At 42.5% G+C, this 25,548-nt stretch carries 20 protein-coding genes and 1 tRNA gene; 7 read left to right on the top strand and 14 right to left on the bottom strand.

The features are described from left to right. Positions 1-156 precede the first annotated feature (156 nt). A complete protein-coding gene (locus CWI32_RS12640; protein ID WP_100535442.1) occupies positions 157-639 on the top strand; it encodes a very short patch repair endonuclease in 483 nt (160 codons plus the stop codon). Between the two features lie 143 nt (positions 640-782). On the opposite strand, the gene CWI32_RS12635 is transcribed toward CWI32_RS12640, so the two are convergent. After that, positions 783-2,084, bottom strand: coding sequence for a DUF3631 domain-containing protein (locus CWI32_RS12635; protein WP_100535441.1), 1,302 nt, complete (start codon positions 2,082-2,084; stop codon positions 783-785). A gap of 144 nt (positions 2,085-2,228) precedes the next feature. Here CWI32_RS12635 and CWI32_RS12630 point away from each other — a divergent pair, with 144 nt between their 5' ends. Next, on the top strand, positions 2,229-3,038 hold the full coding sequence (locus tag CWI32_RS12630) for a S24 family peptidase (protein WP_100535440.1): 810 nt from the start codon (positions 2,229-2,231) through the stop codon (positions 3,036-3,038). A gap of 101 nt (positions 3,039-3,139) precedes the next feature. Beyond that, positions 3,140-3,445, top strand: a complete 306-nt coding sequence (locus tag CWI32_RS12625; protein ID WP_100535439.1) for a hypothetical protein — start codon at positions 3,140-3,142, stop codon at positions 3,443-3,445. 18 nt (positions 3,446-3,463) lie between these two features. Here the strand turns inward: CWI32_RS12625 and CWI32_RS12620 are convergent, their stop codons facing one another. The 9 genes from CWI32_RS12620 to efp form a co-directional block, all read right to left on the bottom strand. Next, positions 3,464-4,315 (bottom strand): phospholipase D-like domain-containing protein, encoded by an 852-nt coding sequence (locus tag CWI32_RS12620; RefSeq protein ID WP_252146113.1) that lies wholly within the window; start codon positions 4,313-4,315, stop codon positions 3,464-3,466. After that, a complete protein-coding gene (locus tag CWI32_RS12615; protein ID WP_100535460.1) occupies positions 4,312-5,316 on the bottom strand; it encodes a tyrosine-type recombinase/integrase in 1,005 nt (334 codons plus the stop codon). Before CWI32_RS12615 ends, CWI32_RS12620 begins: the two co-directional genes overlap by 4 nt. Positions 5,317-5,527: 211 nt before the next feature. Further along, a tRNA-Val gene (locus CWI32_RS12610) sits at positions 5,528-5,604 on the bottom strand. Between the two features lie 47 nt (positions 5,605-5,651). After that, positions 5,652-7,643 carry a transglutaminase TgpA family protein gene (locus CWI32_RS12605; protein WP_100535438.1) on the bottom strand — a complete coding sequence of 664 codons (1,992 nt, stop codon included), beginning with the start codon at positions 7,641-7,643 and terminating at the stop codon, positions 5,652-5,654. A 13-nt stretch (positions 7,644-7,656) separates the two neighbouring features. Beyond that, on the bottom strand, positions 7,657-8,562 hold the full coding sequence (locus CWI32_RS12600; protein WP_100535437.1) for a DUF58 domain-containing protein: 906 nt from the start codon (positions 8,560-8,562) through the stop codon (positions 7,657-7,659). 12 nt (positions 8,563-8,574) lie between these two features. Continuing rightward, a complete protein-coding gene (locus CWI32_RS12595; protein WP_171304345.1) occupies positions 8,575-9,537 on the bottom strand; it encodes an AAA family ATPase in 963 nt (320 codons plus the stop codon). 431 nt (positions 9,538-9,968) lie between these two features. Continuing rightward, positions 9,969-10,271 carry a YbdD/YjiX family protein gene (locus CWI32_RS12590; protein ID WP_005096505.1) on the bottom strand — a complete coding sequence of 101 codons (303 nt, stop codon included), beginning with the start codon at positions 10,269-10,271 and terminating at the stop codon, positions 9,969-9,971. 10 nt (positions 10,272-10,281) lie between these two features. Next, on the bottom strand, positions 10,282-12,381 hold the full coding sequence (locus tag CWI32_RS12585; RefSeq protein WP_005171642.1) for a carbon starvation CstA family protein: 2,100 nt from the start codon (positions 12,379-12,381) through the stop codon (positions 10,282-10,284). 171 nt (positions 12,382-12,552) lie between these two features. Next, positions 12,553-13,122 carry an elongation factor P gene (efp, locus tag CWI32_RS12580; RefSeq protein WP_100535436.1) on the bottom strand — a complete coding sequence of 190 codons (570 nt, stop codon included), beginning with the start codon at positions 13,120-13,122 and terminating at the stop codon, positions 12,553-12,555. 386 nt (positions 13,123-13,508) lie between these two features. Here efp and epmB point away from each other — a divergent pair, with 386 nt between their 5' ends. The 3 genes from epmB to CWI32_RS12565 are packed head-to-tail and all read left to right on the top strand — an operon-like array spanning position 13,509 to position 18,433. Beyond that, positions 13,509-14,531: an EF-P beta-lysylation protein EpmB gene (epmB, locus tag CWI32_RS12575; protein WP_100358087.1), complete on the top strand. Its 1,023-nt coding sequence runs from the start codon at positions 13,509-13,511 to the stop codon at positions 14,529-14,531. A gap of 9 nt (positions 14,532-14,540) precedes the next feature. Then, positions 14,541-16,286: a cyclic-di-GMP receptor FimW-related protein gene (locus tag CWI32_RS12570; protein ID WP_005096498.1), complete on the top strand. Its 1,746-nt coding sequence runs from the start codon at positions 14,541-14,543 to the stop codon at positions 16,284-16,286. Then, positions 16,268-18,433 (top strand): EAL domain-containing protein, encoded by a 2,166-nt coding sequence (locus CWI32_RS12565; protein WP_100535435.1) that lies wholly within the window; start codon positions 16,268-16,270, stop codon positions 18,431-18,433. The genes CWI32_RS12570 and CWI32_RS12565 overlap by 19 nt, the downstream gene beginning before the upstream one ends. Positions 18,434-18,519: 86 nt before the next feature. On the opposite strand, the gene rpmE is transcribed toward CWI32_RS12565, so the two are convergent. The 4 genes from rpmE to CWI32_RS12545 form a co-directional block, all read right to left on the bottom strand. Then, entirely contained in the window at positions 18,520-18,744 is a 225-nt protein-coding gene (rpmE, locus tag CWI32_RS12560; RefSeq protein WP_005096496.1) for a 50S ribosomal protein L31, read from the bottom strand. Between the two features lie 195 nt (positions 18,745-18,939). Continuing rightward, complete coding sequence (locus CWI32_RS12555; RefSeq protein ID WP_005171651.1) at positions 18,940-19,920, bottom strand: bile acid:sodium symporter family protein; 981 nt, start codon at positions 19,918-19,920, stop codon at positions 18,940-18,942. 145 nt (positions 19,921-20,065) lie between these two features. Next, positions 20,066-20,467, bottom strand: a complete 402-nt coding sequence (gene gloA / locus CWI32_RS12550; protein WP_005096493.1) for a lactoylglutathione lyase — start codon at positions 20,465-20,467, stop codon at positions 20,066-20,068. 1 nt (position 20,468) lies between these two features. Further along, on the bottom strand, positions 20,469-22,634 hold the full coding sequence (locus tag CWI32_RS12545; protein WP_100535434.1) for an AmpG family muropeptide MFS transporter: 2,166 nt from the start codon (positions 22,632-22,634) through the stop codon (positions 20,469-20,471). A 197-nt stretch (positions 22,635-22,831) separates the two neighbouring features. Here CWI32_RS12545 and CWI32_RS12540 point away from each other — a divergent pair, with 197 nt between their 5' ends. Further along, complete coding sequence (locus CWI32_RS12540) at positions 22,832-25,459, top strand: Lon protease family protein (protein WP_100535433.1); 2,628 nt, start codon at positions 22,832-22,834, stop codon at positions 25,457-25,459. Positions 25,460-25,548: the final 89 nt, after the last annotated feature.

Here is a 25,548-nt window from a genome sequence, read left to right as displayed (position 1 = left end):
GTCTACTTAGTTTTTTTGAGTACTATCGCGGTATTAGTAAGTTAGGAAAAGCGGGGTTCACTGAACGATTACTTTTAAAACAAGATTAAATAGGCATCAATCAATACAGATAATTGTTAGCCTTCTCAAAAAAATTACAATACTTGGTATTTTTAAATGACAGACATTGTTGATCCTCTTACCCGTAGTCGCATGATGGCAGGTATCAAAGGCCGAAATACAAAACCAGAGTTATTAATTCGCAGTTTACTTCATCGAATGGGATTCCGCTTTCGCTTGCATGTGAAAGATCTTCCAGGAAAACCAGACATCGTATTACCTAAATATAGAGCAATTATATTTGTGAATGGCTGTTTTTGGCATGGTCATAATAGTTGTCATCTTTTTAAATTACCTAAAACTCGACCTGAATTTTGGGAAAACAAAATTTTAAAGAATCAGGCTAATGATATTAAAGCTATTGCCGCATTACAGTCTACAAATTGGAGAATTTGTATTATATGGGAATGCAGTATAAAAGGCGCGAAGACAGATCCACAATCAGTTATCATAAATGTTGCTAACTGGTTAAAAAGCTCAGAATCCTTCCTTGAAATTAGTGTGGACAATAAGCATAATCTAGTTGTCACATCTCAATAAGCAACGCCGCTACAACAATGATAAATATAAAATTTCTTTAAAAGAAAACGCAACATAAATAACTATGTTGCGTTTATCTACACTGTAAGACCTTAATTTTACTATCTTGTAGCGTTGTAGCGTTGTAGCGTTGTAGCAGATTCTCACAGGTATCTCTCAAATGCCTCAGTAAATTGTACTAACTCATATCCTTTTTTCACTTTATCACCTATACGTATATCATGTGAGGAAATCTTGAACCCTTTTAGCATAGTAGCCAGCTTACGGGCAGAAAGTTTTCGACCTTCACAAATATCTATCCAACGCTTTTCCTCATCCTCACACAAGGCACTAAGAATATCTTGTGTCCATAATTTAGCAGCATTTTTATTTTTGAAAATTGTGTGAATATCCAATAATAATTGCTCATTGAGATTGAGATTATCTTCTTCACTTCTTTGAATACTAATTGCTGTAAATTCAACCCGCTCTAGCCAATCTTCACCTGCTATAGCTGCTATTTTGAATAGACCCTCCCAATTGTCTTTAGCACGATCATTTAAGCATTCAGGTAATACAGGTTTAATAGCACGCAGTAAATCTTGATTATCATTTACCCATCTAAGACATTTTCTTTTAATCAGTTTCCAATATTCCTTATCCCTATATCTCAGGCTTTCAATACTTTCATTTTTCACTTTCCTTCTTAATTCTAATATAATAGAACGATCCCTTAATGTTTCAGAAAGATGGCCAATCCCGCTTATTGCTTTAGCACACCATACATTAAATCTTTTAGGGTGATTGTCTTCCCCATCACAACGTATTACAAATGCATTTTCTCTACTGTGCCCTGCATTCATTACTCCTCTTATACCTGATTGCTCGCTTAAAAAAGTGTCAGCCTCATCAATTGTTAAAGTTGGTTGATACATATCAATAGTTCGATATAAAGCCGCACTTGTAATGTTAGAAGCTGAAATATTTTTTTTAGATAACTCGCCTATAAGAGTAAGTAGTTGTGTTTTTCCACATCGTTTTTCTGGAGCTGTAATACAAGCTATAGGAGCGAAATTCATATGATCTATAGCCCAAGTAAATAAAATCCATAAAGTTGCTGCGATAGCTACAGATTCATCACAAACTATATATTTTTTTACTTGTGCATTGATTTCATTTAATAAATCTCTGCCATTAACTGGTTCAGAGAATGGCTCTACTTTTTCAAACCATTCATCTTCATTTTGCTTCATCTGATGTTTAGGACGTCTTTTTTCAACAAGTTTATCTAAAACTTGAGGACGTATATCAAACAATTTGGCTGTTTGCTTTCTTTGCAGTTCATACTCCTCGATTTTCAGTTGAGCCAACCTCTGAATTTCTTCTTCAAAGTCCCCTTGGAAAGGCTCGGCTTCATAGCCAGATTGGCTTTTAATTCCATTTGTTTGTTTCTCTTGGATAGACATGAGGATCTCTGATTTAATTTAAACTTAAAATATTAAATCATTAGTATCATTATTAAATCAATATACCTTTGACATAATTATAAGATTTATTTGTTAAACTCATATATAATTAATTTAAATATTAGGTGAGGAGTTTTAATTAAGATGAATAGTATCAATGAGTTGAAGAACATATCTGACCGAATAGAATATGCTATAAATTTCTATAAAAAGAAAAATAATCAAAAACTTACATGGTCAAGCCTAGCCAAAGCTATTGGTCTAACTCCTCAAGCTCCGACTAACTGGAAAAAAGATAAAGTAAGCAAAGATACACTTGAACAAATATCGAATTTTACTGGGGTAGATTATTATTGGCTGTTAACAGGTAAAGGGCATCCCACTCCCAAGCCAGCTCAAGCAATTGGAATGATAGGCACAACAACTATAGCTACTGGTTTCGGAGGTCCAATTCTTGGATTAGCTACAGCAGGGTTAAGCTATTTTCTTAAAGCGCTCAAAGACAATAGTGAGAAAAAATTTATTAGTAAATTAAATATTTCTGAAAAAATAGAAGTAAGCATAATTCCAGTTTACACGCAAAATCAATTAGTTAACTTTAAAGAAACAGTTTTAGATGAGAATAATGAAGTAATACCTACAACTTTATCTAAAATTAGTGATTACTCATTTTCTTATAAAATAGAAGATAAAAGTATGGAGCCTGTATTTCAAATAGATGATCACATCATTATAGACCCTCAAAAACTGCCTCAAACAAATGATTATGTATTAGCTTTAAATGGCAAAACCAATGTTGTACTTGGTAAGTATGTTATAGGCTCTCATACATCTGAGCAGCAACCAGTTTTTAATATAGAAGTACTAAATCACAATTTTCCATCTTATTCATCTATTGAAAATGATTTAATAATTTTAGGAACAGTAGTAGAACACCAAAGAAAATTAAATTGATCAAAAAAATTATTGCAATAATTAAATCCAAGGTTTAATATTTATTTTGACGCATAGCTGACCCTCTGCGTCGCTTTCATTAATTTTGAGAAAATAAATATATGACAATCCTTCATAAGTACATAATTGTCGTCGAGTCCCACCTTCCTCCACGCATCCATTTAAAAGACAACCTTCCAAATATTGGAATAGTTGTTGAACTTAAGAGCGAGGAATTACCAAATCGTGTTACAGCAGCATGGCTTTCTGAAAGATTCAATTTATCTCGAAAAACAATCATCGAGAAAGTCGGTATCTACAATAAAGGTGATGAGAACAAACACCTTTATGATCCTAAAGAGGTTATCCCAATTTTAGAAAATCTCCACTTGCAGAATGAAAAACGCAATTCAAGACGTAAAAATTAAAGAAGACTTAATGGACTTTTAGCTTCTTTGAAAGTCTTTAATTAACTTTATAAATTCATCTGCAAACTTTTCTGCCTGCTCTTTTTGTTCTATCACTGTTATATTTTCATTATTAAAGGATGCCTTAATAGTCCAATTGAATGAACCCGTAATGACTTTTTTAAAATCAATAATACAAAATTTATGATGCATAAGGTTATTAAAAGCACCATTTTGCTGCTGGATCTTATAATATTCAATTTGGGTATTTTCGAAAGCAATCCCTTTGCTATTTGTTATTTCATCATCATTTACAATTATACGAATATTTACTCCTTTTTGATGTTGTCTATAAAGAGCAGTAGCTATTGGTTTTGAAGTAATCCATGCTACAGCAACCCAGACAGCATATTTACTGGCTAAAATATGCCCTATAATTTCTTTTTCAATTAACTCAAATACAGGCCTTACCATGGCATCTTCAGGTAAATTAAAGCCTGACAATTTATAAATACCTTCTTTATTTTTTATTAGATGATATTTATCATGTTTTAAAATATTATTTAATTTCTTAGCTACTTCATCACTTTTCTGGGTTTGACGATCATCAACGAGTAGCTCAATTAAAAAAACTAGCTTATTAGTTCCATTTATTTCTTCGAGCTTCCTTTTTGTAAAGTCCTTTCTAGCTCCAAACAAACCTTTTTTACTTAAATCCCAATATTCTTCATTAAACCCTACTAAATTAAATAGCTCTACTATTTTAGGCCCTCCTCTATAGCTAGGAGTATTTTCATCTCCTAAAACTACAGCTATTAAAGATCCTATAGAAAGATTAGATATTTTCATACTTATCAAAAAGCCCCTATAATCAGGGGCTAATAGTTTCATGCGTTCATCATTTTGGCAATATCTGAAGCACTTGGATTATAGTAAGTATTGATCAAAGTTTTTATTGTCTTATGTCCTGTAACTTTTGCAAGTATCTCTACCGGCAACTTACGTTGATTCACAAAACGAGTAATAGCTTCGTGTCTGGTATCGTGAAAATGCACAACCCCATTTAAACCCACACGATGTAAATTTCGCTCCCAGATCAACCTTAATGAATTATCAGTATGGGGAATCAATTTTTCACTAGTATGTTGAATCAAATTTAATAGCTCTTTTGCTTTGTGAGTTAATGGCACATCTCTTGGATTTCCATTTTTGGTAATTGGCAAATGGATATAATCCTCATGGATATGCTTTCTTGTAATACCAACAATTTCCCCTCGTCTCATAGCAGTCTCCATGGCAAATAGAAAAGCCCAAGCTGCAAAATGTGAGGGCTTAGTTGGGACCATTCCATGTTTATAATTCAAACCTGCTAGAACAGCATCAATTTCACTCTCTGAAATTAAACGTGAACGTGAATCTGGCTTTACAGGCTTTGCAACACCGCTGAAAGGATTTTCCTTAATCAAGAATAATTCTTTGCGCGCATAAGTAAATACCGCACTGTACAAACCCATTTGACGATGGACTGTACCAGGAGCAACCTCGGTTAAACGATCATTACGCCATTTAGTAATTTTTTGAGGAGTAATACTATGAATGGATTCTTGAGCCAAGTACCCCCAATATTTCTTGAAGGCTTTTAGTTGCTGTTTAATATAGCTAGCACCACGCATTTGACAACCGAGGTCGGCATAGTATTTTTCAAAAAGCTCTTGGAAAGTAATATGAATGAGTTGATCTTGAGATTGATTTTCTAGACTTTTAAGCTCGACCAATTTAAGCCTTGCCCATTTAATACATTCTTCTTGTGTGTCACGGGTAGCATTATATCTTTGACCCTTATGGCGTACAGTGATACGCCAAGATTTACCACGCTGAATCGGCTTTTGCATATATACCTCAAAATATGTAGTCGCAAAGACACCAAAACCAACACCCATGCATTTAACTTGGGGTCGTTTTGGTGTCAAAACGGAAATATTAAGCGGTTTTTAATGCGAATTTTGAGAATTTTGTTTCTCAAGCTGACCAATTTAGCAATAAAAACTTAGACGCAAGTTATTGATATAAATTACATCTACTTGATTTTCCAAATAAAAATCTTGGTAGGTATATCCAGACTCGAACTGGAGACCTCTACGATGTCAACGTAGCGCTCTAACCAACTGAGCTATACACCTAGAATGTATGGCATATTATAAATTTTTCTGACTGAAGACAAGTCTTTTCATTTGATTTTCAAACTGTCAGCACAAGTTTTAAGCAAATCCTTGAATTTTTTCAATTCTTGATCAGTAAGTTCTGCTCCTGAATAAAGATACTTTTCAAAAATCCGGATTGCCTCTATAAATGCAGACTGATTTTCGACCTTAACCTGTTGGGATAAACGCTGCATCCAGTGATGAAAAGTTTCAGCAGGCTGTTTTTTGAGATCGTCAGCTAAAGATTGATTCAACTGTTGGATAGCACGATCAAATGGGGATTGAGCGTGTCGGGCTTTTAGATAAATTCTTAATATATAAGCTAGAATCAGTAATGCAATACTGCCGAGCAAAACCACAATACTCGAATAAACCGAACTCAGACCTAATTTTGATAGCCAGTTCTGTTGCGATTCTGCATTATAACCCACCACCTTGCTTTGCCACTGGTAGCTGGCATAATCGCTCCAGACCCGCATCTTGGTCATCCACTGATTATTCTGCGATGTCCAGGTCGAATTATTTGACCAGACTCTTTCATCTTGAGACAGCAGGTTTTGCATTCCGCCATCTATACGTTGCGGCGCAATCATGGCGGTCGGATCAAAGCGCTGCCATTTCTGATCTAACCAGACTTCTGTCCAGGCATGAGCATCCAGTTGCCGGACTTCCCAACTCTTACGATCCGGTGCCAGTTCCCCACCCTGATAACCAGTCACCACACGTGCAGGAATCCCGACATAACGCATCAGCATGACGAAACTCGATGCATAATGCTCACAAAACCCTTGCCGGGAGTTAAATAGAAATTCATCAATCCGGTTTTGTCCCAACTGGCCCGGTTTCAGGGTATAAACAAAGTTATTCTGCTGATACCAGTTCAGAACGTTCTGCACATAACGGCGTGGATCTTCAGCACTTTGCATATATAGGCGTTGTGCCAGCTGCTGCGCTTGAGGATCCAATCTGCGCTGTACCTGGGTACTGATTCGCGCGAGATATTGACCTACAGCCTGAGGATCGTATTGTGTCCCAATCCACTGCAGCGGAATCGGTTCAACGCGTTGCGTGAGTCGTCGCGGCACAATACTCCAGTCCTGACGGTTATAATAACGGCGCTCCACAGGTATTGATTTTTCCAACCCCATGATCCAGAACACCGAAGGATCCGCAGCCAGATATTGATAGTTCCATCCAACCGGCACTGGCGAGCTATCCATGGGCTGTCGCATTAAAGGTTGCTGATTGACGAAACTGCTGGTCCAGCGTTGACCATCATATTCATCCAGTACCAAGGCGCGCCAATACAGCTCTGAACGCGGTGGGAGTTTACTGACATCACCGATAATCCGGAAAGCCAATGCACTAGACTGCGATAATTCAGCAATATCACCGGGCGACATGCTGTCGCTAATACCGGTCACACCTTTATTTTCTGGGATGGGAATATGCCAAAGTGGTGGCAAACGCGGGAAGAAAATAAACAGCAGCAGGAAAAATGGTATGGCATACAGGATAAACTTCGCTACATGCTTGGCATCCTGTTGTAAGGCGGCACGCTGGGTGGTCGGCTCCTGCTCAAACTCGCTGGTCTGAATCCGGTACAGGCCAATCAGACAGCTGATTAAACACAGCACAATCACGATCGCCATACCAAATGATTGACTGTATAAAAATGAACTGGCAGCGACAAACAGGGCAAAATTAAACAAAATAATTAGATCACGCCTGTTTTTACTTTCCAGTGATTTGGCAAATAAAAATGTCGATAAAACTGCCACTCCAGCTTCAACACCAATAAAGCTCTGATAACTTAAATAAATACTGCCCAGTGCCAAAACTGTGAGCAAGAAGGTGCCAATTTTAGGAAATGGCTGCTGACGTTTCAGATAAATCCAGATACACAGAATACTGATGGCAAAAATAATGCTGAGTAAAACCGGAATAAATGCCATTTGGGCGATGAGAATCAGGCTCAAGGTCAGTACAATCGAAGTACGGATTTTTGCATTGATCATTGCTTTATCTGCCTTAGGCCTGTGCCAATAACTGTTTAGCTTTACGCAGTTGCGCTTCACCTGCACCCTGTGGCAATTCGGCCTGGGGCAAATGCAGTGCATAAGCACATTGCTGTTGCTCGCATTGCTCGATCAGTCCCATCATAAATTCAAGTTTTTCTTCATGTGATTGCGTCGGCATATGTTCATAATGAATCTCGATACTGTGTTCATCCTGATACTGCTCAAAAACCTTGACATATAAGCCCTGTCCTCGGGCGAACTGCTTCCAGGATACCGACTGCAAGGAATCTCCAGTCTGGTAATTTCGCAGCTCGCGAAATTCATCCATATCTGGTTCAAAGCGGTTCAGATGGTATTTATTTTCTGCACTAAAAACTTCCGCTTTGGGCGCAACCCAGGCAGTATGCTGATGATAAAGATAAGTCCAGGCCCGAACTAATCCAAAAGGATAAACCGAATATATTTGAATGACGGGATAATTAAATTTACCGCGTTGCTCTGTATAAAATGGCAGGATAAATTGCTGCTTCTGTGCATTCAGATAAACCTTGTGTAGCTGATTTCCAGCTTTAATATACAAATAACGTGGTCGAACTTGCTGCTGCTGAAAATACATTTGCAGATTCAGACTGTGTCCGACCTGCCCCACTTCATCCGCGATTAATTCAATCTTCAAGCCATGCAGCTGCTTAAACGTCAGATAAAAACTGATACACAGCACAGCACTGATTAAAAAGCAGAAACCTAAAATCAGATTGTTGGCATAATTTACCCCTGCCACAAAGGTGATCAAGATCAACACCAGATACAGATAACCCTGCTGATAAATAAATACCAAGACGTCTTTCTGCGAGAGCTGTTTCTGCTGTGAAAATTGAAAGCGTTTGGCCAGCCATTTTTGCCAGGTTTTATCCAAGAGAGGACTCCTTTAGCTGACCGCAACCTGTTGCATGACATTCAAAGTTTCAGCTTCACTCAAACCCAGACGATGTGAAGTCACCGCCACAAATACGGCCTGTACGTCATCCGCTGTGACAAAGGCACGTTGCTGAATCAGCGCATGTGCTTGTGCTGCATGCTTGAGTGCCAATAAACCACGGGTGGACAGGCCATGACGGTTCTTGCGGGTTTCTTCCGCCAGATCGAGCAGATATTCCTGAATCGCTTCACTCATAAAGACCTGATGCGCCAGACTTTGCAGATCCAGAATTTCATCTTCAGTAAAAATATGCGCCAGACTGGCAATCAGGGCAAAACGGGATTCCTGCTGTAATAACAGCTTCTCGGCATGACGCGATGGATAACCCAAAGACAAACGCATCAGAAAACGATCCAGCTGCGATTCCGGCAAGGCATAAGTGCCGCTTTGAAACAGCGGGTTTTGCGTGGCAATCACCCAGAATGGTTTTGGCAAGGCATAGCGTACGCCATCAATGGTGGCATAACCCTCTTCCATGGCTTCAAGTAAGGCACTCTGGGTTTTGGGGCTACAACGGTTAATTTCATCTGCCAGTAAAATCTGGGTGAAAATCGGGCCTTGTTTAAACTCGAACTGATGTTCTTTCTGGTTAAACATATTAATGCCGATGACATCGCTGGCCAGCATATCGTTGGTAAATTGAATCCGCTGGAACTTCAACCCTGCCAGATGTGCCAGACTACTCGCCAATGTGGTTTTCCCCAGACCCGGTAAATCCTCAAATAGAACATGACCACCTGCAATCAGACAGCACAGCGCCAACTTGGTCTGGGCCTGCTTGTCCAGTACGATGGCATTGACCTCTTCAAAAAAATGCTGGATCTTGGGCGCATAACTTGCAATCTTTTGTTCAAGCACAGTATTGAGATGTGCAGTATCGTTATTTTCCTTTTGTTTCATGCCCCAGATCACACTAATTTTCCTAATAAAACATGGTCTAGGATTAACATACACTGAAATTTTAATTTTCCCAAAAGATCAATTCTCTATCTGTGTAACTGAATGAGAATACCCGCGACAAAATGGCGAAAATTCAAATAAAAATAGGTGGGTTTTATCAAGTACGGAGAAAATGGCAACATAGAAAACAGGCAAAAAAACCGGTTCAAGAAGAAATCATTTTTTCTTCGAGTGCGAGTATTAATACCTCGTATACATTTTATTTATGATAGTTAAAACACCATACTTAAAAGGTATGCAGATTTATTTTTATCCTGGATTTGAATCAAGAATATTCTGAAACAACTGAGTGAACGAAATGAGAGGTCATTCGCTCGGCCATTTTTAAGACCGATATTTAGGCATAAAAAAGCGCCCCGAAAGGCGCTTGTTTTACTCAATGATTAACACGGACACTTTTTCATCCCGCCGCCTGCCGATGGATAACGCGAATCCACACAGTGACGATAAAATGTTTTCGGGTCCATCGCTTCCAGGTCTGGATGATGCTTGCGCATATGCTCCACATAGGTCTGGTAATCTGGCACCCCAACCATCAGGCGGAAACTTTGCTGCAAGCGTTGCCACAAGGTCGCAATACGTGACCAGTTTTTCGGATTCAGAATCAAATCCTTTTGTGACATCACGGTCATTTTGATGATTTTATAAATCATAGTTTTTCCGCTTTTGGCAAATTTCAGATTCATAAGACTCTCCTTAATGACCTTTCGCTGGCTGAATGTCTTCAGGATCGCGATAGATGGCTTCTGCTTCATGCACAGAAGGATTCGGATCTGCTAAAGCACGACGAATCACGCGAATCGCGGCGAACAGCATCACAAAAGCAACGATCATAAAAAAGGCACAAAGTGCGGCATTAATCTGATTCGACATGGCCACAGTCTGCATTTCTGCAATACTTTTAGCCGGCGCCAGGATTTCATTATTGGCAATGGCCGTATTGAAACGATCAGCTTGTGCCAGGAAACCAATCTTCGGATTTTCGTGGAAAATCTTCTGCCAGCCGGCAGTCATGGAAGTAATGAACAGGAAAACGGTCGGGATAATGGTGACCCAGACATATTTCTGTTTTTTCATTTTGAACAGAATGACTGTACCGAGAATGAGCGCCATCGCAGCCAGAATCTGGTTACCAATACCAAATAGCGGCCATAAGCTGTTAATGCCGCCGAGTGGATCGACCACGCCCTGATAGACGAAGAAGCCCCAACCTGCGACTGCAACCGCAGTACCCAGCAAGTTACCAAAGAAATTATGCGAGTTTTTCACCGCAGGAATCACGATGCCGACTGTATCCTGCACCATAAAGCGACAGGCACGCGTACCGGCATCTACCGCTGTCAGAATGAATAGAGCTTCAAACAGAATCGCAAAGTGATACCAGAACGCCATCATTTCACGGCTATTAAAAATTTCCGTGATGATATGCGCCATACCAATCGCAAAAGTCGGTGCACCACCTGTACGTGACAGAATCGAGTTTTCACCGACTTCTTGAGCCAATAAAGTCAAGGCTTCAGGAGTTACCACAAAACCAAGGGTACGCACTGCTTCTGCCGCACTTTCTGCGGTAGTCCCGAGTAAGGCGGCTGGCGAGTTAATCGCAAAATAAATTCCCGGATCCAGAACTGCGGCACAGATCAAAGCCATGATCGCCACAAAAGATTCCATCAACATACCGCCATAACCGATCACACGGATATCGCGTTCGTTATTGACCAGTTTCGGTGTCGTTCCCGAAGAGACCAGGGCATGGAAACCGGAAATCGCACCACAGGCAATGGTAATGAACAGGAATGGGAACATGGAGCCTGCAAATACCGGGCCTGTACCATCAATAAACTTGGTCACCGCTGGCAGTTTCATTTCAGGCATGGCAAACAGAATACCAATCGCCAGACCGGCAATTACACCAATTTTCAAGAAAGTGGATAGATAATCACGTGGCGCAAGCAACAGCCACACCGGCAATACTGATGCAATAAATCCATAGATGATCAATGCCCAGGTCAGCTCAGTTCCCGATAGTGTGAAGAACGGCCCCCAGTACGGATGTTGCGCGATGTTTTCACCGTAGATGATCCCGAGCATCATCAATACAAAACCAATAATCGACACTTCTGCAATTTTACCCGGACGGATAAAACGCATATACACGCCCATAAAGATCGCAATCGGAATCGTGGCAGCAATACTGAACACGCCCCACGGACTATTGGTCAAGGCTTTGACGACCACCAGTGCCAACACCGCCAGGATGATAATCATCACACCCAAGGCACCCAGCATGACGATAATACCGGCAAAGGTGCCGAGTTCCTGCTTGGCCATTTCACCGAGTGAACGACCGTCACGACGGGTCGAAATAAACAGCACCAGAAAATCCTGTACCGCACCGGCCAGTACTACACCGACCAAGAGCCAGATGGTTCCGGGCAAATAACCCATTTGCGCGGCCAGGATCGGACCGACCAGCGGGCCTGCACCGGCAATTGCAGCAAAGTGATGGCCAAACAAAACACTTTTATTGGTTGGCACATAGTCCAGACCATCGGCCAGACGATGCGCAGGGGTTAAACGGCGCTCATTCAGCTCGAATACTTTGGTGGCAATAAACAGGCTATAGAAACGGTAAGCAATGCTATAGACACAGGCAGCTGCCAGTACCAGCCAGACTGCATTGACATGCTCACCCCGACTCAGGGCCAGCACTCCAAAGGAGACTGCACCCACTATGGCTACCAAAAGCCAAATTATTTTCGAAGTCAGCGTGGACTTCTTTTGTAAAGTTTCCATTCAATCCCTCATATTGTGATGCATACAAATCAGCGCGGTTGTTGTTGTTCGAAGTACTGCTGTTTTCCCTTGCGACTTTACGCCTGTTCTTTTCACTTTCCTCTAAGACTTTGGCATAAAAAAAGGGATGATCTAGATCATCCCTCTCGATAATAGTCTATTTTAAAACCATTATGCACGTTCTAAATAATCACCAGTACGGGTATCTACACGAACGCTTTCTTCTTGCTGTACGAATAATGGAACACGTACCACAGCACCTGTTTCAAGTTTCGCCGGCTTACCGCCGCCGCCAGAAGTATCACCACGAACGCCTGGATCAGTTTCAATGATTTTAAGTACCACGAAGTTCGGTGGAGTCACGTTTAACGGCACGCCATTGAACAGCATAATGGTACATTTTTCATTTGAATCGTCTTTTAACCATTTTGCAGCATCGCTCATCGCTGTTTTATCAGCTGCGATCTGTTCAAACGATACAGGATCCATAAAGTTCCACATTTCGCCATCGTTGTACAAGTATTCCATTTCTACTTCAACGATATCAGCCGCTTCTAGGTTCTCGCCTGATTTGAATGTTTTTTCCAGAACTTTACCTGATTTAAGGTTACGTAATTTTACGCGGTTGAAGGCTTGGCCTTTACCTGGTTTTACGTATTCGTTTTCCATGATTGAACATGGGTTACCATCAAGCATAACCTTAAGGCCTGACTTGAAATCATTCGTAGAATAATAGGCCATGACTGGCGCTCTCCAAACTTACTAACTTTAATCTATCGATGCTAAGGGCTGTTGCAATGTCATTTAGCAAGTCTGACACGAACATTAAGTTGCCACATGCACATTCATTTAATGTTACGTATTCTAAATGAGCAATGGCGCTCGCCGCAATGAAAAATTCCGCTTTCAGCCCTTCACACTGCCTAAGTTAGCATCAGGCATGAAAATCCTTTGTTTATTCATGTCTTGCTGGACGCTAAAATGCCATCCGGCTGTCATCATTTTTGACATGACATATAGTCATGACGACAAATTTTATCGCACAGCAGATTATTCTGGTTCTCGACAAACTGTTAAACTGCAACCCTCTGGCCTTGCCCTCCCACTTCTACTGTTAATCTTCCAGCATGACGAATTATTTATATCAAGAACAAAACTGGCAATCACAGCTTAGCGACCTGATTACCGATCCGCACGAACTGCTTGAACTGCTGCAACTCGCCCCGGCGCAGCTGCTCTCAGGTGCCATTTTGGCTAGTGAACAGTTCAAATTACGCGTGCCACGTGCTTTTGTCGGCAAAATGCAGCCAGGCAATCCTTTAGACCCGCTACTGTTACAAGTCCTGCCGCATCATCTGGAGCTGGAAGATCATCCGGGATTTGTTACCGATCCCTTGGGCGAAGAACAGGCCAATCAGCAGCCCGGTGTATTACATAAATATAAATCGCGTTTCTTGCTGACACTGACCGGTGCCTGTGCCGTGCATTGTCGTTACTGTTTCCGCCGGCATTTTCCTTATCAGGACAACCTGCCTAAAAATGAAGACTGGATCAATATCAAGCAATATCTGCAAAGCCAGCCTGATATTAATGAAGTGATTCTGAGCGGTGGTGATCCACTGACCTTATCCAACCGGAAATTGCAACTCTGGATTGAGCGACTAGAATCTCTACCACAGCTCAAATTTTTAAGAATACATTCACGAGTTCCCATTGTGATCCCTAACCGGGTGGACGAAGAGCTACTTAGCATGTTAAAAAACAGTAGGCTACGTATTATTCTGGTGGTACACTCCAACCATGCATCGGAGCTGGATGACTTCACCTGCAAGCGTTTGAACCAGTTGGTTCAACAACAGATTACTGTGCTGAATCAGACAGTTTTATTAAAAGGTGTGAATGATTCTGCTCAGGTTTTGACAGATTTAAGCTATCGCTTGTTTGATGCCGGGGTGATGCCGTATTATTTACATGTACTTGATAAAGTAAAAGGTGCACATCATTTTGATTTACCACCTGATGACATTTATGAGATTTATACTGAAGTTTTAGCGAACCTTCCGGGGTATTTGGTTCCTAAACTGGTTCGAGAAATAGCGGGCGAGAACAATAAGACACCGCTTTTTGGGGTTTCAACATTTTTGAGTTAAATAATAAAGATGAGCAAGCATACGTCCGACATTTTTCAGACACCGACGGAACTCACACGGGATCAGCTGAGCTTTTGCCCGACGACTGCCAAAGCTTTGCAAGAGTGGGTTTCCGGTATTTCAATTTTGCAACTGGGAAATTCATCCAAATCCCTGTTTAATGCCTTATTAGAAATTTCTGAGCTGAAATGCACAGAAACCCTGCGCTTTGACCTGATTCAGGTCTTGCATCCGACCCTTGAAAATGTTCTGACCAGTCTGGAAAAGCATTTTGTCAATCAGGGGCTGATTACTTCGGATCGTAACGATCAAATCATTGAACTGGCCATGCTGCTGCGTAGCCATTTTGCCAAAATTTATATTGATATCGTCAAACGCTGTAATCATCAACTGACCCATCAAAAATTTTCCCTGTTTTCTCTGGGTAAAAAGAAAAGCATTCAAACTGCGCGTATGGTGTCGATTTATTATGCTTTGCAACAGCTCAGCCTGCTGTTATATCAACAGCATATGTTATATAGCACACCGGGTATGGGGCAATGGTTGGCTGCACATCAACTGCTTGAATGTGCAATCGAAAATAATTTCTACCAAAGCAATATCAATCAGGTCTTAGGCACCCAGCACGAGATCCAGAATATTGCACATGCTTATGCTCAACTGATTTTACTGGATATTTTTAATACCCATCAGATTCGCCCTGCAGAAATTCAAGGGCTGTATTTATGCAGTTTTGACTGGGCCAAACTGGTGCAGATTCTGCCGAAAGAAACCACACTTTCGCGCTATGTAGTCGACGCCAGCAAAGATCACCCCCCGATCTTTAATTCACATCAGGGTGAACATTTTCAGCCAAGCTTCTATATTTCCACCCAGAATCTGATGGAACATTTGACCCATACTCAAAGCAAAAATGCTCAGTATCTGTCGCGTAATGAAAAACTGTTCCTGACCCCTGCACTACATTTTCATATCTACAATCTGCTCTCGAATAATATCGAACGCCGTCATGAACGTTATGAATATTCAGCCCAGATCAATATCTGCTTTGGCTTGACGGTGGCACATTTTTATCTATCCAAAGGTAAAAACTTTAACGAGACCCTGGAACTTGAGGCCAATTATAATTTCCAGAGTGAAAGCAGTTTTGTCAGCTCAATGGAAAATGCCATTCCAAGTGGTTTTAGCAGCATCAAGGCCCTCGATCGCGAAACCAAACAGATTCATAGTGCTGAAGTTCTGGATATTAGTGTCAATGGTTACCGGATTAAATGGACTGGTATTACCCCTGCCAATCTGAAAACCGGTGAATTTATTCTGGTTCAGGAAAAATCACAGCGCCAGTGGCGTGGTGGTGTGATTCGCTGGATCAAGCAATCGACCGACAAGAGTCTGGAAATTGGTCTGGAAGTTCTGGCTCAGGAATTATTCCCTTGCGCGGCTTATAGCCGTACCGAACGCCATCATGTCAATTATCAGCCTGCACTGCTGGTAAAAATGACGCAACTGGATCAGGTCACGACCAGTGTGATTGTCTCGGGTTCACAGATGTTTAGGGAAAAACAAACCATTCATTTACGCCTCGGTCAGAAAGAATTAAAAATCTATCTGACCAAAGCACAACTGATTACGCAGAGTTTTATCCGTTTTGATTATGAATTATTGAATGATCAAGAAGAAGAAATGATAGAAAACTTTATCGGTCAGCACATGAATGAAAGCAGAAATCATGATTTATGGGAAGCATTGAAGTGAGAAATCCATTATTGTCTAAAAAGTTAAAACGTACCGAAACACGTTTACTGATTATTGATGATAATCAAATTAGATATAACCAAATCCGTGATCTTCTGACCAGCAATGACTATCAGGTCGATGCTGTCCTGCTTGATGATTTGCAATCTTTTGAAAAACAGTTAAATTTTAACTGGGATCTGATTATCTTTGGCCGTGCTTATGATCTGAAATATGAACAGGCCTTAAGTCTGGTGCGTCTTTCCCAGCAGTCTCATCTGCCGATGATTTTGCTTAAACCGGATGACTATCAGGCTGAACACTATGCCCAGTATATTCATAAAGGAATTTATGACATTCTCAATTTTGACTACCTGGAACGCTTTTATGTGGGACTGGTTCGGGCATTGTCATTTAGCCGTGTATCGCAGACCCAGCAACATTTGCTCAATGAACTGGAAGCAGCACAAAGTCAGACACAATCCTTAGTCGAAGATAGTAACCGTGCCATCGCAACCATTCAAGAAGGGATTCATATTCAGGCCAATGCAGACTATCTGAAACTGTTTGGCTTACAAAGTGAAGACGAGATTATTGGCCTGCCGCTGCTAGATCTATTACAACCTTCTGATCTAAACGACTTTAAAACACGTTTCAAAAAGATTTCTCAAGGCCAGGTCGATTTAGGCCGGGTTGAAATCCACTCTCTTAATCCGCGTGTCGCCGCATCTAACCCATTAAAACTGGAATTCTTGCCATCCAGCGCTGAAGAAGATGCACTACAAATTACTATTGATACTCAGGCTCAAGCAGGCAATACCGAGAAGCCGGCCGGAAAACCGAGTACTTTCCAGCTCCTTAAACGTGAAATAACCAAACAGTCCGCACCTGTAAATGCCATGGTAACTTTCTCTTTAAGTTCCTATGAACCAGAAGTTCTACAGTCTGAGTGGACGACGTTTAGTGGATATTTCAAAGCTGTTAAAGAATTCCTCAAAGAACAAACCCATGTTCCATTATTCAAGCTGGAATATGACGTCCTTGTCGGTCTGTTCCAGGCAGATTCCAAAGCAATTCTTGAATCCAAACTGATCGGATTAAATGCGCTCAGCAAGCCGCAATTAGTGACAGTGGGACAAAATTCGTTCCCGCTCAATTTACGCATGGGTTATGTGGTTCTGGAACAGGGTTTAAATGATGAAGCGCACTGCAATGAACTGATTGCACGAGCCTTCTCTACGTCTTTACCTCAAGCAGAAGTAGCACCTGAATTTGTACTGGATATTCCTGCTTCACTGAGCAACCAGCCATCTCTAGAAATGCCGCAGATCGATTTTAGTGTGGCCGAGACACCAATCGAAAGCCCAACAGTTGCGGCGATCAGTCCAGCAGTCAGCTCTATTCCTGCGGCGACACCTCATATCCTGAAAGCTTTGAGTGAATGTCTGGATCGTGGTGAAATCCATTTAAAATATCAGCAGTTGTATGATAAAGAAGATACTCGCCTTTATACTTATGAAGTGACCAACGGCTTCATTTATGAGAATAAATGGCAGGATATTTCTACACTGCTTGAACTGCATGAAGATGATGAGCTGTCGATTAAACTGGATCGCTGGATTCTGGTTGAAGCCAGTAAACAGTTGCACAATTTTATTACCCAGTATCCGGATGCGACCTTAATCGTGAATTTGAACCGTGCGGTACTCTTTAAAGACCGTAGCTTCCCGGAATTTATTTCCAAGCTGATTACGATTATTCGCAGCAAAGTCCGACATCCGCTGACCCTACAATTCTCAGAAGAAGATATTCTGCTAAATCAACAGGATGCACAGAAATATTTACGTGTTCTGCATGAACATGGCGCGCTGATTGCGCTGCGTGATTTTGGTCAATCGATGTATAGTCCGAATTTGCTGCGTGAGCTGGAAATAGATGGTGTCAGCTTGCATTCCAGCTTGACCCAGATGCTGAATAACGAGACTGAAGTCGAGCAGCTACAGGAAAAAATCACCAGCTATAATGATATCAAACCGCTGAATATTCTGGTCCGCGAATTAAATGATATGACACTGTTCGCCAATGCCTGGAATGTTGATGCCCGCTTTATTCAAGGGGATTATTTCCAGAAAAAACTCGATCACCTGATTGATGTACAAGAGCATTAAATAGTTATATTGCCTGCCATGCGGTTATTTTCCAAATGGCCGGCACAAAAAAACGGGCTTGAGGCCCGTTTCTTTTATTTTGGGTATTAACGTTTAACAGAACGTGACATACCAGCAAAACGTTGTTTGAACTTGTCGATACGACCGCCAGTGTCAACGTTCTTTTGCTTACCAGTGTAGAATGGGTGGCAAGCTGAACATACGTCTAGGTAAAGTGTTTCTTTACCAGCAGCTGAACGAGTTTCGATTACGTTACCACATGAACAAGTCGCAACTAAAGTTTCATATTTTGGGTGAATATCGGCGCGCATGGTCGATTACTCCATTAGATTCAAGAAGGTTTAGCTGTCATCGCTATTGATCACTCTCAAATGAGGAAGCAGGAACAAAGTTCATGCAGATCAACACCACAACAGACCATTCTTTTGGCCCACCGAGACGGATACCGTCAGAGCTAAGCACAACAAGTGGGCATTATTATACGTGAAAAAAATTCAATATGCGAATTATTCTTCTGCTTCTGACTCAGCCTCTTTGGCCCACACATTGGCAATAATCCCGCAAACCATCAATTGAATCTGATGAAAAATCATGATCGGCAAAACAATCATGCCCAGTGGCTGGCCAATAAATAGAATTTGTGCCATCGGCACGCCACTGGCCAGGGTTTTTTTAGAACCGCAGAAAAATACCGTCTTCTGGTCAGCGCGACTAAAACCCAGCCAGCGTGGGATATACAGCGACAACAGCATCACCAGGGTCAAAAGCACCGAACAGGCTAGCAATAACAGCAATAATGTACTGAGACTGACTTCATTCCAAAGTCCCGCTACTACGGCGCTACTAAAAGCACCATAGACCACCAGTAAAATTGAGCCTTGATCGAAGACCTTGACGATTTTTGGCATTTTCATCATTTTTGGATAAATCCAGGGACGTAAAATTTGCCCCAAGATAAAAGGTACCAATAACAACAGCGTAATCTGGATAATCGAAGCGGTTGGGTCAAACCCGTGCTCAGATTGACCTAAAATGAAAAATGCGACCAATACCGGGGTGATAAACATGCCGATAATATTGGAAAAAGATGCACTACAGACAGCACCGGCCACATTCCCATGTGCGACGGAAGTAAAAGCAATCGAAGACTGAACGGTAGATGGCAGGAAGCACATAAATAGGAAGCCCCAGTACAGCTCCTGCCCGAGCATTGGCAATAAAATCGGCTTGGCCAGCAAACCTAGAATAGGAAACAAGGCAAAAGTCAGTGCAAAGACCAAAGTATGTAATTTCCAGTGCATGATCCCCTCCACCACCGCTTCGCGGGACAGCTTGGCACCGTGCAGGAAAAATAGAATGGCAATCGCGCCTGTCGTGATCCAGCCAAAAACTTCAGCGGCCTGTCCGGAGACAGGCACTACACTGGCCAACAGCACCATGACAAATAGCAATATCGTAAAGCGGTCCAATGCCAACAATTTAAGCATCTGCTGTTCTTCCCTTAAAGTTTTATTGTTCGATAAAAAAATGCCCGGCTATCTTAACAGATGCCGGGTCCATGCTATGCACTCAGGTTGATGTAATATTTTCATCTATACGTGAATACATTTCATCTATCACGCTACATCCCACTTAGTTATTACGTGCATCCTGATCTTGCTGGATCAGCTCGATTTTATAGCCATCTGGGTCTTCTACAAATGCAATGACAGTCACACCGCCTTTCATTGGACCAGCTTCACGCACGACATTACCACCACGTGCCTTGATCTCTTCACATGCCTTATAAGCATCATCGACTGCAATCGCGATATGACCATAGGCATTGCCCAGCTCATAGCTGTCTGTATCCCAGTTATGCGTCAATTCAAGTACGGTGTGATTTTCTTCATCGCCATAACCGACAAAAGCCAGGGTAAAACGGCCCTCTTCGTAATCACGTTTACGAAGCAAAGTCATGCCAAGTACTTCAGTATAGAACTTGAGCGATTGTTCTAAATTGCCTACACGTAACATGGTATGCAGCATGCGCATATTAATCATCCTTCTGTACAGATTGTTGTTGGTGTTCACCGAGCAGTTTTGCGACCCAAACCACCAGAATCAGGATCGGAATCCCAATTAACGTGGTCATGAGGAAGAATTTCGGATAACCAATATTGGTCACTATAGTACCCGAATATCCGCCTAAAATCTTGGGAGTCAGGGTCATGAGTGAGCTAAAAATCGCATATTGAACCGCGGTAAATGACACACTGGTCAGGCTCGACAAGAATGCAATAAACGCAGCACCCGCAAGTCCGGCAGCCAGATTATCGACAATAATGGCAAAATAAAGCCACTTGTCGCTATAAGGTTTGATCACCTTGCCACTGACTTCGATCATGTCGGAACTACTGCCATCTATCACCGCCAAAGGCTGAATATCAACATCCAGATTCTGGCCAGGGATGAGCTGATCATTGACCTGATAAACATGTGTGGTTTGCTGAAGCGCCTGGCCATCTTGCATCAGGACTGCACTGACAATATGTGCGGGTGACTGAATCAGTTGCTGCGCAGGAATCGCGGCAGTAAATACGCCTTCACTTTCTAATTTTGCCTCAATATTCTGATCATTGATTTGTAAAACAATCTTTTGATTCGGTTGCAGCGCTGCACCGACATATTGACCACGTACCACAATGGTCTTGTCCTGTTCAGCGACATTGAGGGTATTGTCACTGGTGATCGGCAGAATCTGTAACTGGGTGCTGCCCTGTTGTGCAGTCAAATACGGCATGCTGACCTGTACAGGCTGAGTAGCATGATCTGAATTTAGATAGCTGGCTGTCACTTGCAGTTGCTTACTCTGCGCTAAAACATCACTGGGTACATTCAGCTTCCAGTAACCGACTTCATCGGTATCGGCCTGATAAACCTGATTAGCGACCCTAACTTCGACAGCTGCCAGTTTTTCACCGGATTTGACCAGCCCAATAAAAATCAGGTTGGTGGAACAGGCCAGCACGGCACCGACAAACATCAGTTTCATGATGTTCATTTTCTGGGCCAGTAAACCACCAAGAAAACCACCAATTAAAGAGAAAATCACCCCATAGACTTTGACCGCTTCGGCAATCTGCTCTTTACTGAAATTCAGGTCTTGATAGAAGACGTTGGAAATGACCCCGGCGATGATATCGGAAACCCGATAAAAACCGATCAATAACAACAGCACCAATGCCAGTTTTAAGCCATAGCGCCTAAAGAAGTCTGCAACCGGATTAACCCAGGTTTCATAGGCCATCTGCTTGTTGACTGCACCCATTTTCACCAAGCTTGCACCAATGGCAAAGGCAATCGCACCAGAACCAATAAAGCGTAAGGCTTCAAAGCAGAACAAGGCAAAAGTATCTTGAATGGTGAACTGTTCGGTAATACTGGCGACCAGATTGCCTGAATAGATATAGCTCAGTACAAAGCTGATCACTGCGACAAAAAACACTGCGACTAAACGGAAATAATCACTGCGCAGATAATGTTTAGGCACACGGTCAACCTGCGGTTCCCGAATACAAAGCGTGGTGACAATCCCGACCAGCATTACCCCGGCCATGGCCAGATAGGTCCATTTCCAGGCATCGTAGATATAGTTGCCTTTGGCTGTGCCCAAATAAGCGGCCAGAAACAAGGCGCCAGCACCCGCCACGATCATTCCGATCCGGTAACCGGCATTATAGGTCGCGGCCAAGACGGTCTGCATCTGGGTTTCCGCCAGTTCAATCCGGTAGGCATCAATCACAATATCCTGCGTTGCAGCAGAAAAGCCTAACAGGACTGCACCCAGCGCCATTTGCTGTAAATGAGTTACGCCCAAAGCCGGATCAGAAAAAGCCATAATGGAAATGGCGCAGACAATCAGAATCTGTGCAATCAGCAACCAGGCTCGACGGCGTCCCAGAGCCTTGGTCAAAAAAGGCACTGGCAGTTCATCAATGAGCGGCGCCCAGACGAATTTAAACGAGTAGCCCAATGCTGCCCAGCTAAAAAAAGTGACTGCACTTTTGCTGATTCCGGCCTCACCTAACCATAAAGACAGACTGGAAAAAATCAGAAGAATCGGGACACCGGCCGAAAATCCCAAGAACAGCATGATCAAGGCACGTCGATCTAAAAATGCTGTAAATGCGGATTTCCAACCCGTCGTTTGTGTTGTCATTGCTTTATTATTTTCCGCGGAAAAACCAATTGCTGCTATTCAATCCTGTAATAGCGCATCTTTCAACAAGATTTATATATTTATCACATTTCTGGTTTTTTATTTTCTGGCAAAAGCCACATGTTCGCTTGAATTTTCCAAGCAAATCTGTATACCTTAACGCTTATCAACGTAATATTTCGTTTTGGATTTCAACAGTGACCCAGAGACTCGATCAAATTAATTCTTCTATCGCCAGCAACAATACGACAACACCAGAAAATATCCGCTCAGATTTACTTATCTCGGCATTTGAACAAAGCGAAATTCACAACACCCTTGAGCATACCCGCTTAAAATCCACCCAACTGACGCACATTCCAAACCTAGAAAAAATTCCGGCGTCGACCAAACGGATCAAGCCCCTGAATAATTTCTTGGGACAAGACCGCGCACGGGCTTCGGTCGAGGCAGGGATTGCCTTACCTTATTCAGGCTATAATATTTTTGCCGTGGGTACGGCTGGCTTGGGCAAACGCACCATGGTGAAGCGCCTGCTGCAACAGCATGCCAAAACCATGGAAACCCCAAACGACTGGGTCTACGTCAACAACTTTCAAAACCAGCGCCAGCCAATAGCATTGGAGTTTCCCGCAGGTCAAGGTCCAAAATTTCAGGCCATGCTAAATCAAAGCTGGCAAACCATTCTGAAACAGCTCGAACGCCGTTTTACTGCGGAAACCTATCACAACCGCATTGAAATGATTCGCCAGGAAACTGGCGATGAACAGCAACAGGCGCTGATCGAACTCACCAAAGAAGGTGCAGAACTCGATCTGAAACTGATCTCGCGACACGATGAACACTGCTTTGTTCCCGTACATCTGATTGATGACAAATTACAGGAAATGACTCAGGAAGATCTGAATGCGCTGAGCAATCAGGATCGGGCCGAATTGGCGACCAATATGCGCTATATGGACAAAAAACTGGAGCGTCTGGGTTTGCATCTGGGTGATCTGGAAGATGATGCACGCGACCGAGTTCAGATTCTGAATCGTGATATTGCCAAACAGGTGGTGGTGCCACGTGTAGAACAGATTTTATCCAAGTTCAAACATGTGCAAGGCTTGGAACATTATCTAAAATATTATGCCGAAGATATTATCAATAATGTCGAAATCGTGCTGGAACAGGAAGAAGATGATTTCACCCCGGCACTATTCAGCCGCGTACCGGCACGTTATCAGGCCAACGTGATTATTACCCACAAGCCGAATAGCGGTGCGCCAGTCATCTTTGAAGATTTTCCAACACATTACAATTTACTCGGCCATGTGGAACAGCTAACCCAAAATGGCACGATCACCACGGACTTCACCCTGATTCGTCCGGGAACGTTGCATAAAGCTAATGGCGGCTTTCTGATGCTGGAAGCGGAACAATTACTGGAACAGCCTTATGCATGGCAAGGTTTGAAGCGTGCGCTTAAATCCGGGCATTTAAAACTGTCTTCACTTGAGCATATGATCACGCTAACCGGCAGTATTTCAATTGAACCGGCATCGATTCCATTGAACATTAAAGTGATCTTGCTGGCCGAGCCTGAAATTTATTATGAAATTCTAGAGCTTGAACCGGAGCTGGGCAGCATCTTTAAAATCCGTGCTGATTTTACCGATACATTACAACGTAATGACGACAACGAGCAGGCCTATATGCAGCTGATTGCCGACTATGTGCAATCGGATAAATTATTGCCTTTTGACCGTTCTGCTTTGGCTGCACTGCTCACAGATTCCAGCCGTCAGGCCGAAGACCAAAGCTCACTATCATTACATGCCCTGACCTTGGGTGACCTGATTCGTGAAGCGCATCATCATGCCTTTCAGGCCGGTGACAAGATGGTCTCGGAAAAACATATCAATACTGCACTCGATCATCGTAAATATCGCTTAGGCTATTTGCGTGAGTTATACTGGCAGGATCTGACCCGTGGTACACAGCTAATCGAAACCCGTGGCCATCGTCTGGGACAGATTAATGCTTTGTCGGTAATTCATTATGCCGATGTCGAATTTGGCCTTCCTTCACGCCTGACTGCTTCGGTGTATCAAGGGGGTGGTGACATTCTCGACATTGAGCGCAGTGTGGAACTCGGTGGCTCCTTGCATGCCAAAGGCGTGTTATTGATGTCGTCTTTCCTGAAAGCACATTTTGGTCGTGAACAGACCCTGCACTTCTCTGCTGCGCTGGCCTTTGAACAAAGCTATGGTCAGGTCGATGGTGACAGTGCCACAGTCGCAGAACTGTCTGCCCTGCTCTCTGCGATTAGCCAGTTACCGATTGATCAATCCTGGGCCATTACCGGCTCTATGAACCAGTTGGGACAAGTACAGCCAGTGGGCGGTGTCAATGCCAAAATTGAAGGTTTCTTTGATGCCTGCAAGCTGCAAGGGCTGACCGGCAAACAAGGCGTGATTATTCCACGTCAGAATATGCAGCATCTGATGCTGCGTAAAGATGTCACCATTGCTGTCGAAGAAGGTCAGTTCCATATTCATGCGATTGATACCATTGATCAGGCGCTGGAAATCCTGATGGCGCGTCCGGTCGGCACCTTGGATAAAAAAGGTCGCTATAGCAAAAATTCAATCTATGCCGCGGTGATGGCACAGCTGGATTACTGGCAAGCGATTGAAGATGGTGGTGAGCTGGTCGAATTACCGAAGAAAAAGAAAAAAAAGAAGAAGAAAAAAGACAAGAAGCAAATTGTTGAGCCACACACTGAACTTGAAGCAGGTCATGCAATAGCTCAAAAGCCAAATGCAGCAACAGAAGATTAATCCGGTCGTTGCTCTATCTTTAAAATAGCAATAAAAAAGCGCTTCTCAATGAAGCGCTTTTTTAACATCTGGCCTAATTTAAACCTTAA

Origin of the sequence: Acinetobacter pseudolwoffii (genome assembly GCF_002803605.1) — a bacterium.
In the GTDB taxonomy this organism is placed as follows: Bacteria; Pseudomonadota; Gammaproteobacteria; order Pseudomonadales; family Moraxellaceae; genus Acinetobacter; species Acinetobacter pseudolwoffii.
This window is presented reverse-complemented; position numbering and strand designations above follow the sequence as displayed.

Bases quoted from the DNA above. Each gene is read 5' to 3' on its own strand.
- CWI32_RS12545 (WP_100535434.1), bottom strand. From the start codon at position 22,634: ATGACAACACAAACGACGGGTTGGAAATCCGCATTTACAGCATTTTTA.
- CWI32_RS12605 (WP_100535438.1), bottom strand. From the start codon at position 7,643: ATGATCAATGCAAAAATCCGTACTTCGATTGTACTGACCTTGAGCCTG.
- CWI32_RS12620 (WP_252146113.1), bottom strand. From the start codon at position 4,315: ATGAAACTATTAGCCCCTGATTATAGGGGCTTTTTGATAAGTATGAAA.
- gloA (WP_005096493.1), bottom strand. From the start codon at position 20,467: ATGCGCATGCTGCATACCATGTTACGTGTAGGCAATTTAGAACAATCG.
- CWI32_RS12590 (WP_005096505.1), bottom strand. From the start codon at position 10,271: ATGAATCTGAAATTTGCCAAAAGCGGAAAAACTATGATTTATAAAATC.
- CWI32_RS12555 (WP_005171651.1), bottom strand. From the start codon at position 19,920: ATGCTTAAATTGTTGGCATTGGACCGCTTTACGATATTGCTATTTGTC.
- rpmE (WP_005096496.1), bottom strand. From the start codon at position 18,744: ATGCGCGCCGATATTCACCCAAAATATGAAACTTTAGTTGCGACTTGT.
- CWI32_RS12615 (WP_100535460.1), bottom strand. From the start codon at position 5,316: ATGCAAAAGCCGATTCAGCGTGGTAAATCTTGGCGTATCACTGTACGC.
- efp (WP_100535436.1), bottom strand. From the start codon at position 13,122: ATGGCCTATTATTCTACGAATGATTTCAAGTCAGGCCTTAAGGTTATG.
- epmB (WP_100358087.1), top strand. From the start codon at position 13,509: ATGACGAATTATTTATATCAAGAACAAAACTGGCAATCACAGCTTAGC.
- CWI32_RS12640 (WP_100535442.1), top strand. From the start codon at position 157: ATGACAGACATTGTTGATCCTCTTACCCGTAGTCGCATGATGGCAGGT.
- CWI32_RS12635 (WP_100535441.1), bottom strand. From the start codon at position 2,084: ATGTCTATCCAAGAGAAACAAACAAATGGAATTAAAAGCCAATCTGGC.
- CWI32_RS12630 (WP_100535440.1), top strand. From the start codon at position 2,229: ATGAATAGTATCAATGAGTTGAAGAACATATCTGACCGAATAGAATAT.
- CWI32_RS12570 (WP_005096498.1), top strand. From the start codon at position 14,541: ATGAGCAAGCATACGTCCGACATTTTTCAGACACCGACGGAACTCACA.
- CWI32_RS12565 (WP_100535435.1), top strand. From the start codon at position 16,268: ATGGGAAGCATTGAAGTGAGAAATCCATTATTGTCTAAAAAGTTAAAA.
- CWI32_RS12625 (WP_100535439.1), top strand. From the start codon at position 3,140: ATGACAATCCTTCATAAGTACATAATTGTCGTCGAGTCCCACCTTCCT.
- CWI32_RS12585 (WP_005171642.1), bottom strand. From the start codon at position 12,381: ATGGAAACTTTACAAAAGAAGTCCACGCTGACTTCGAAAATAATTTGG.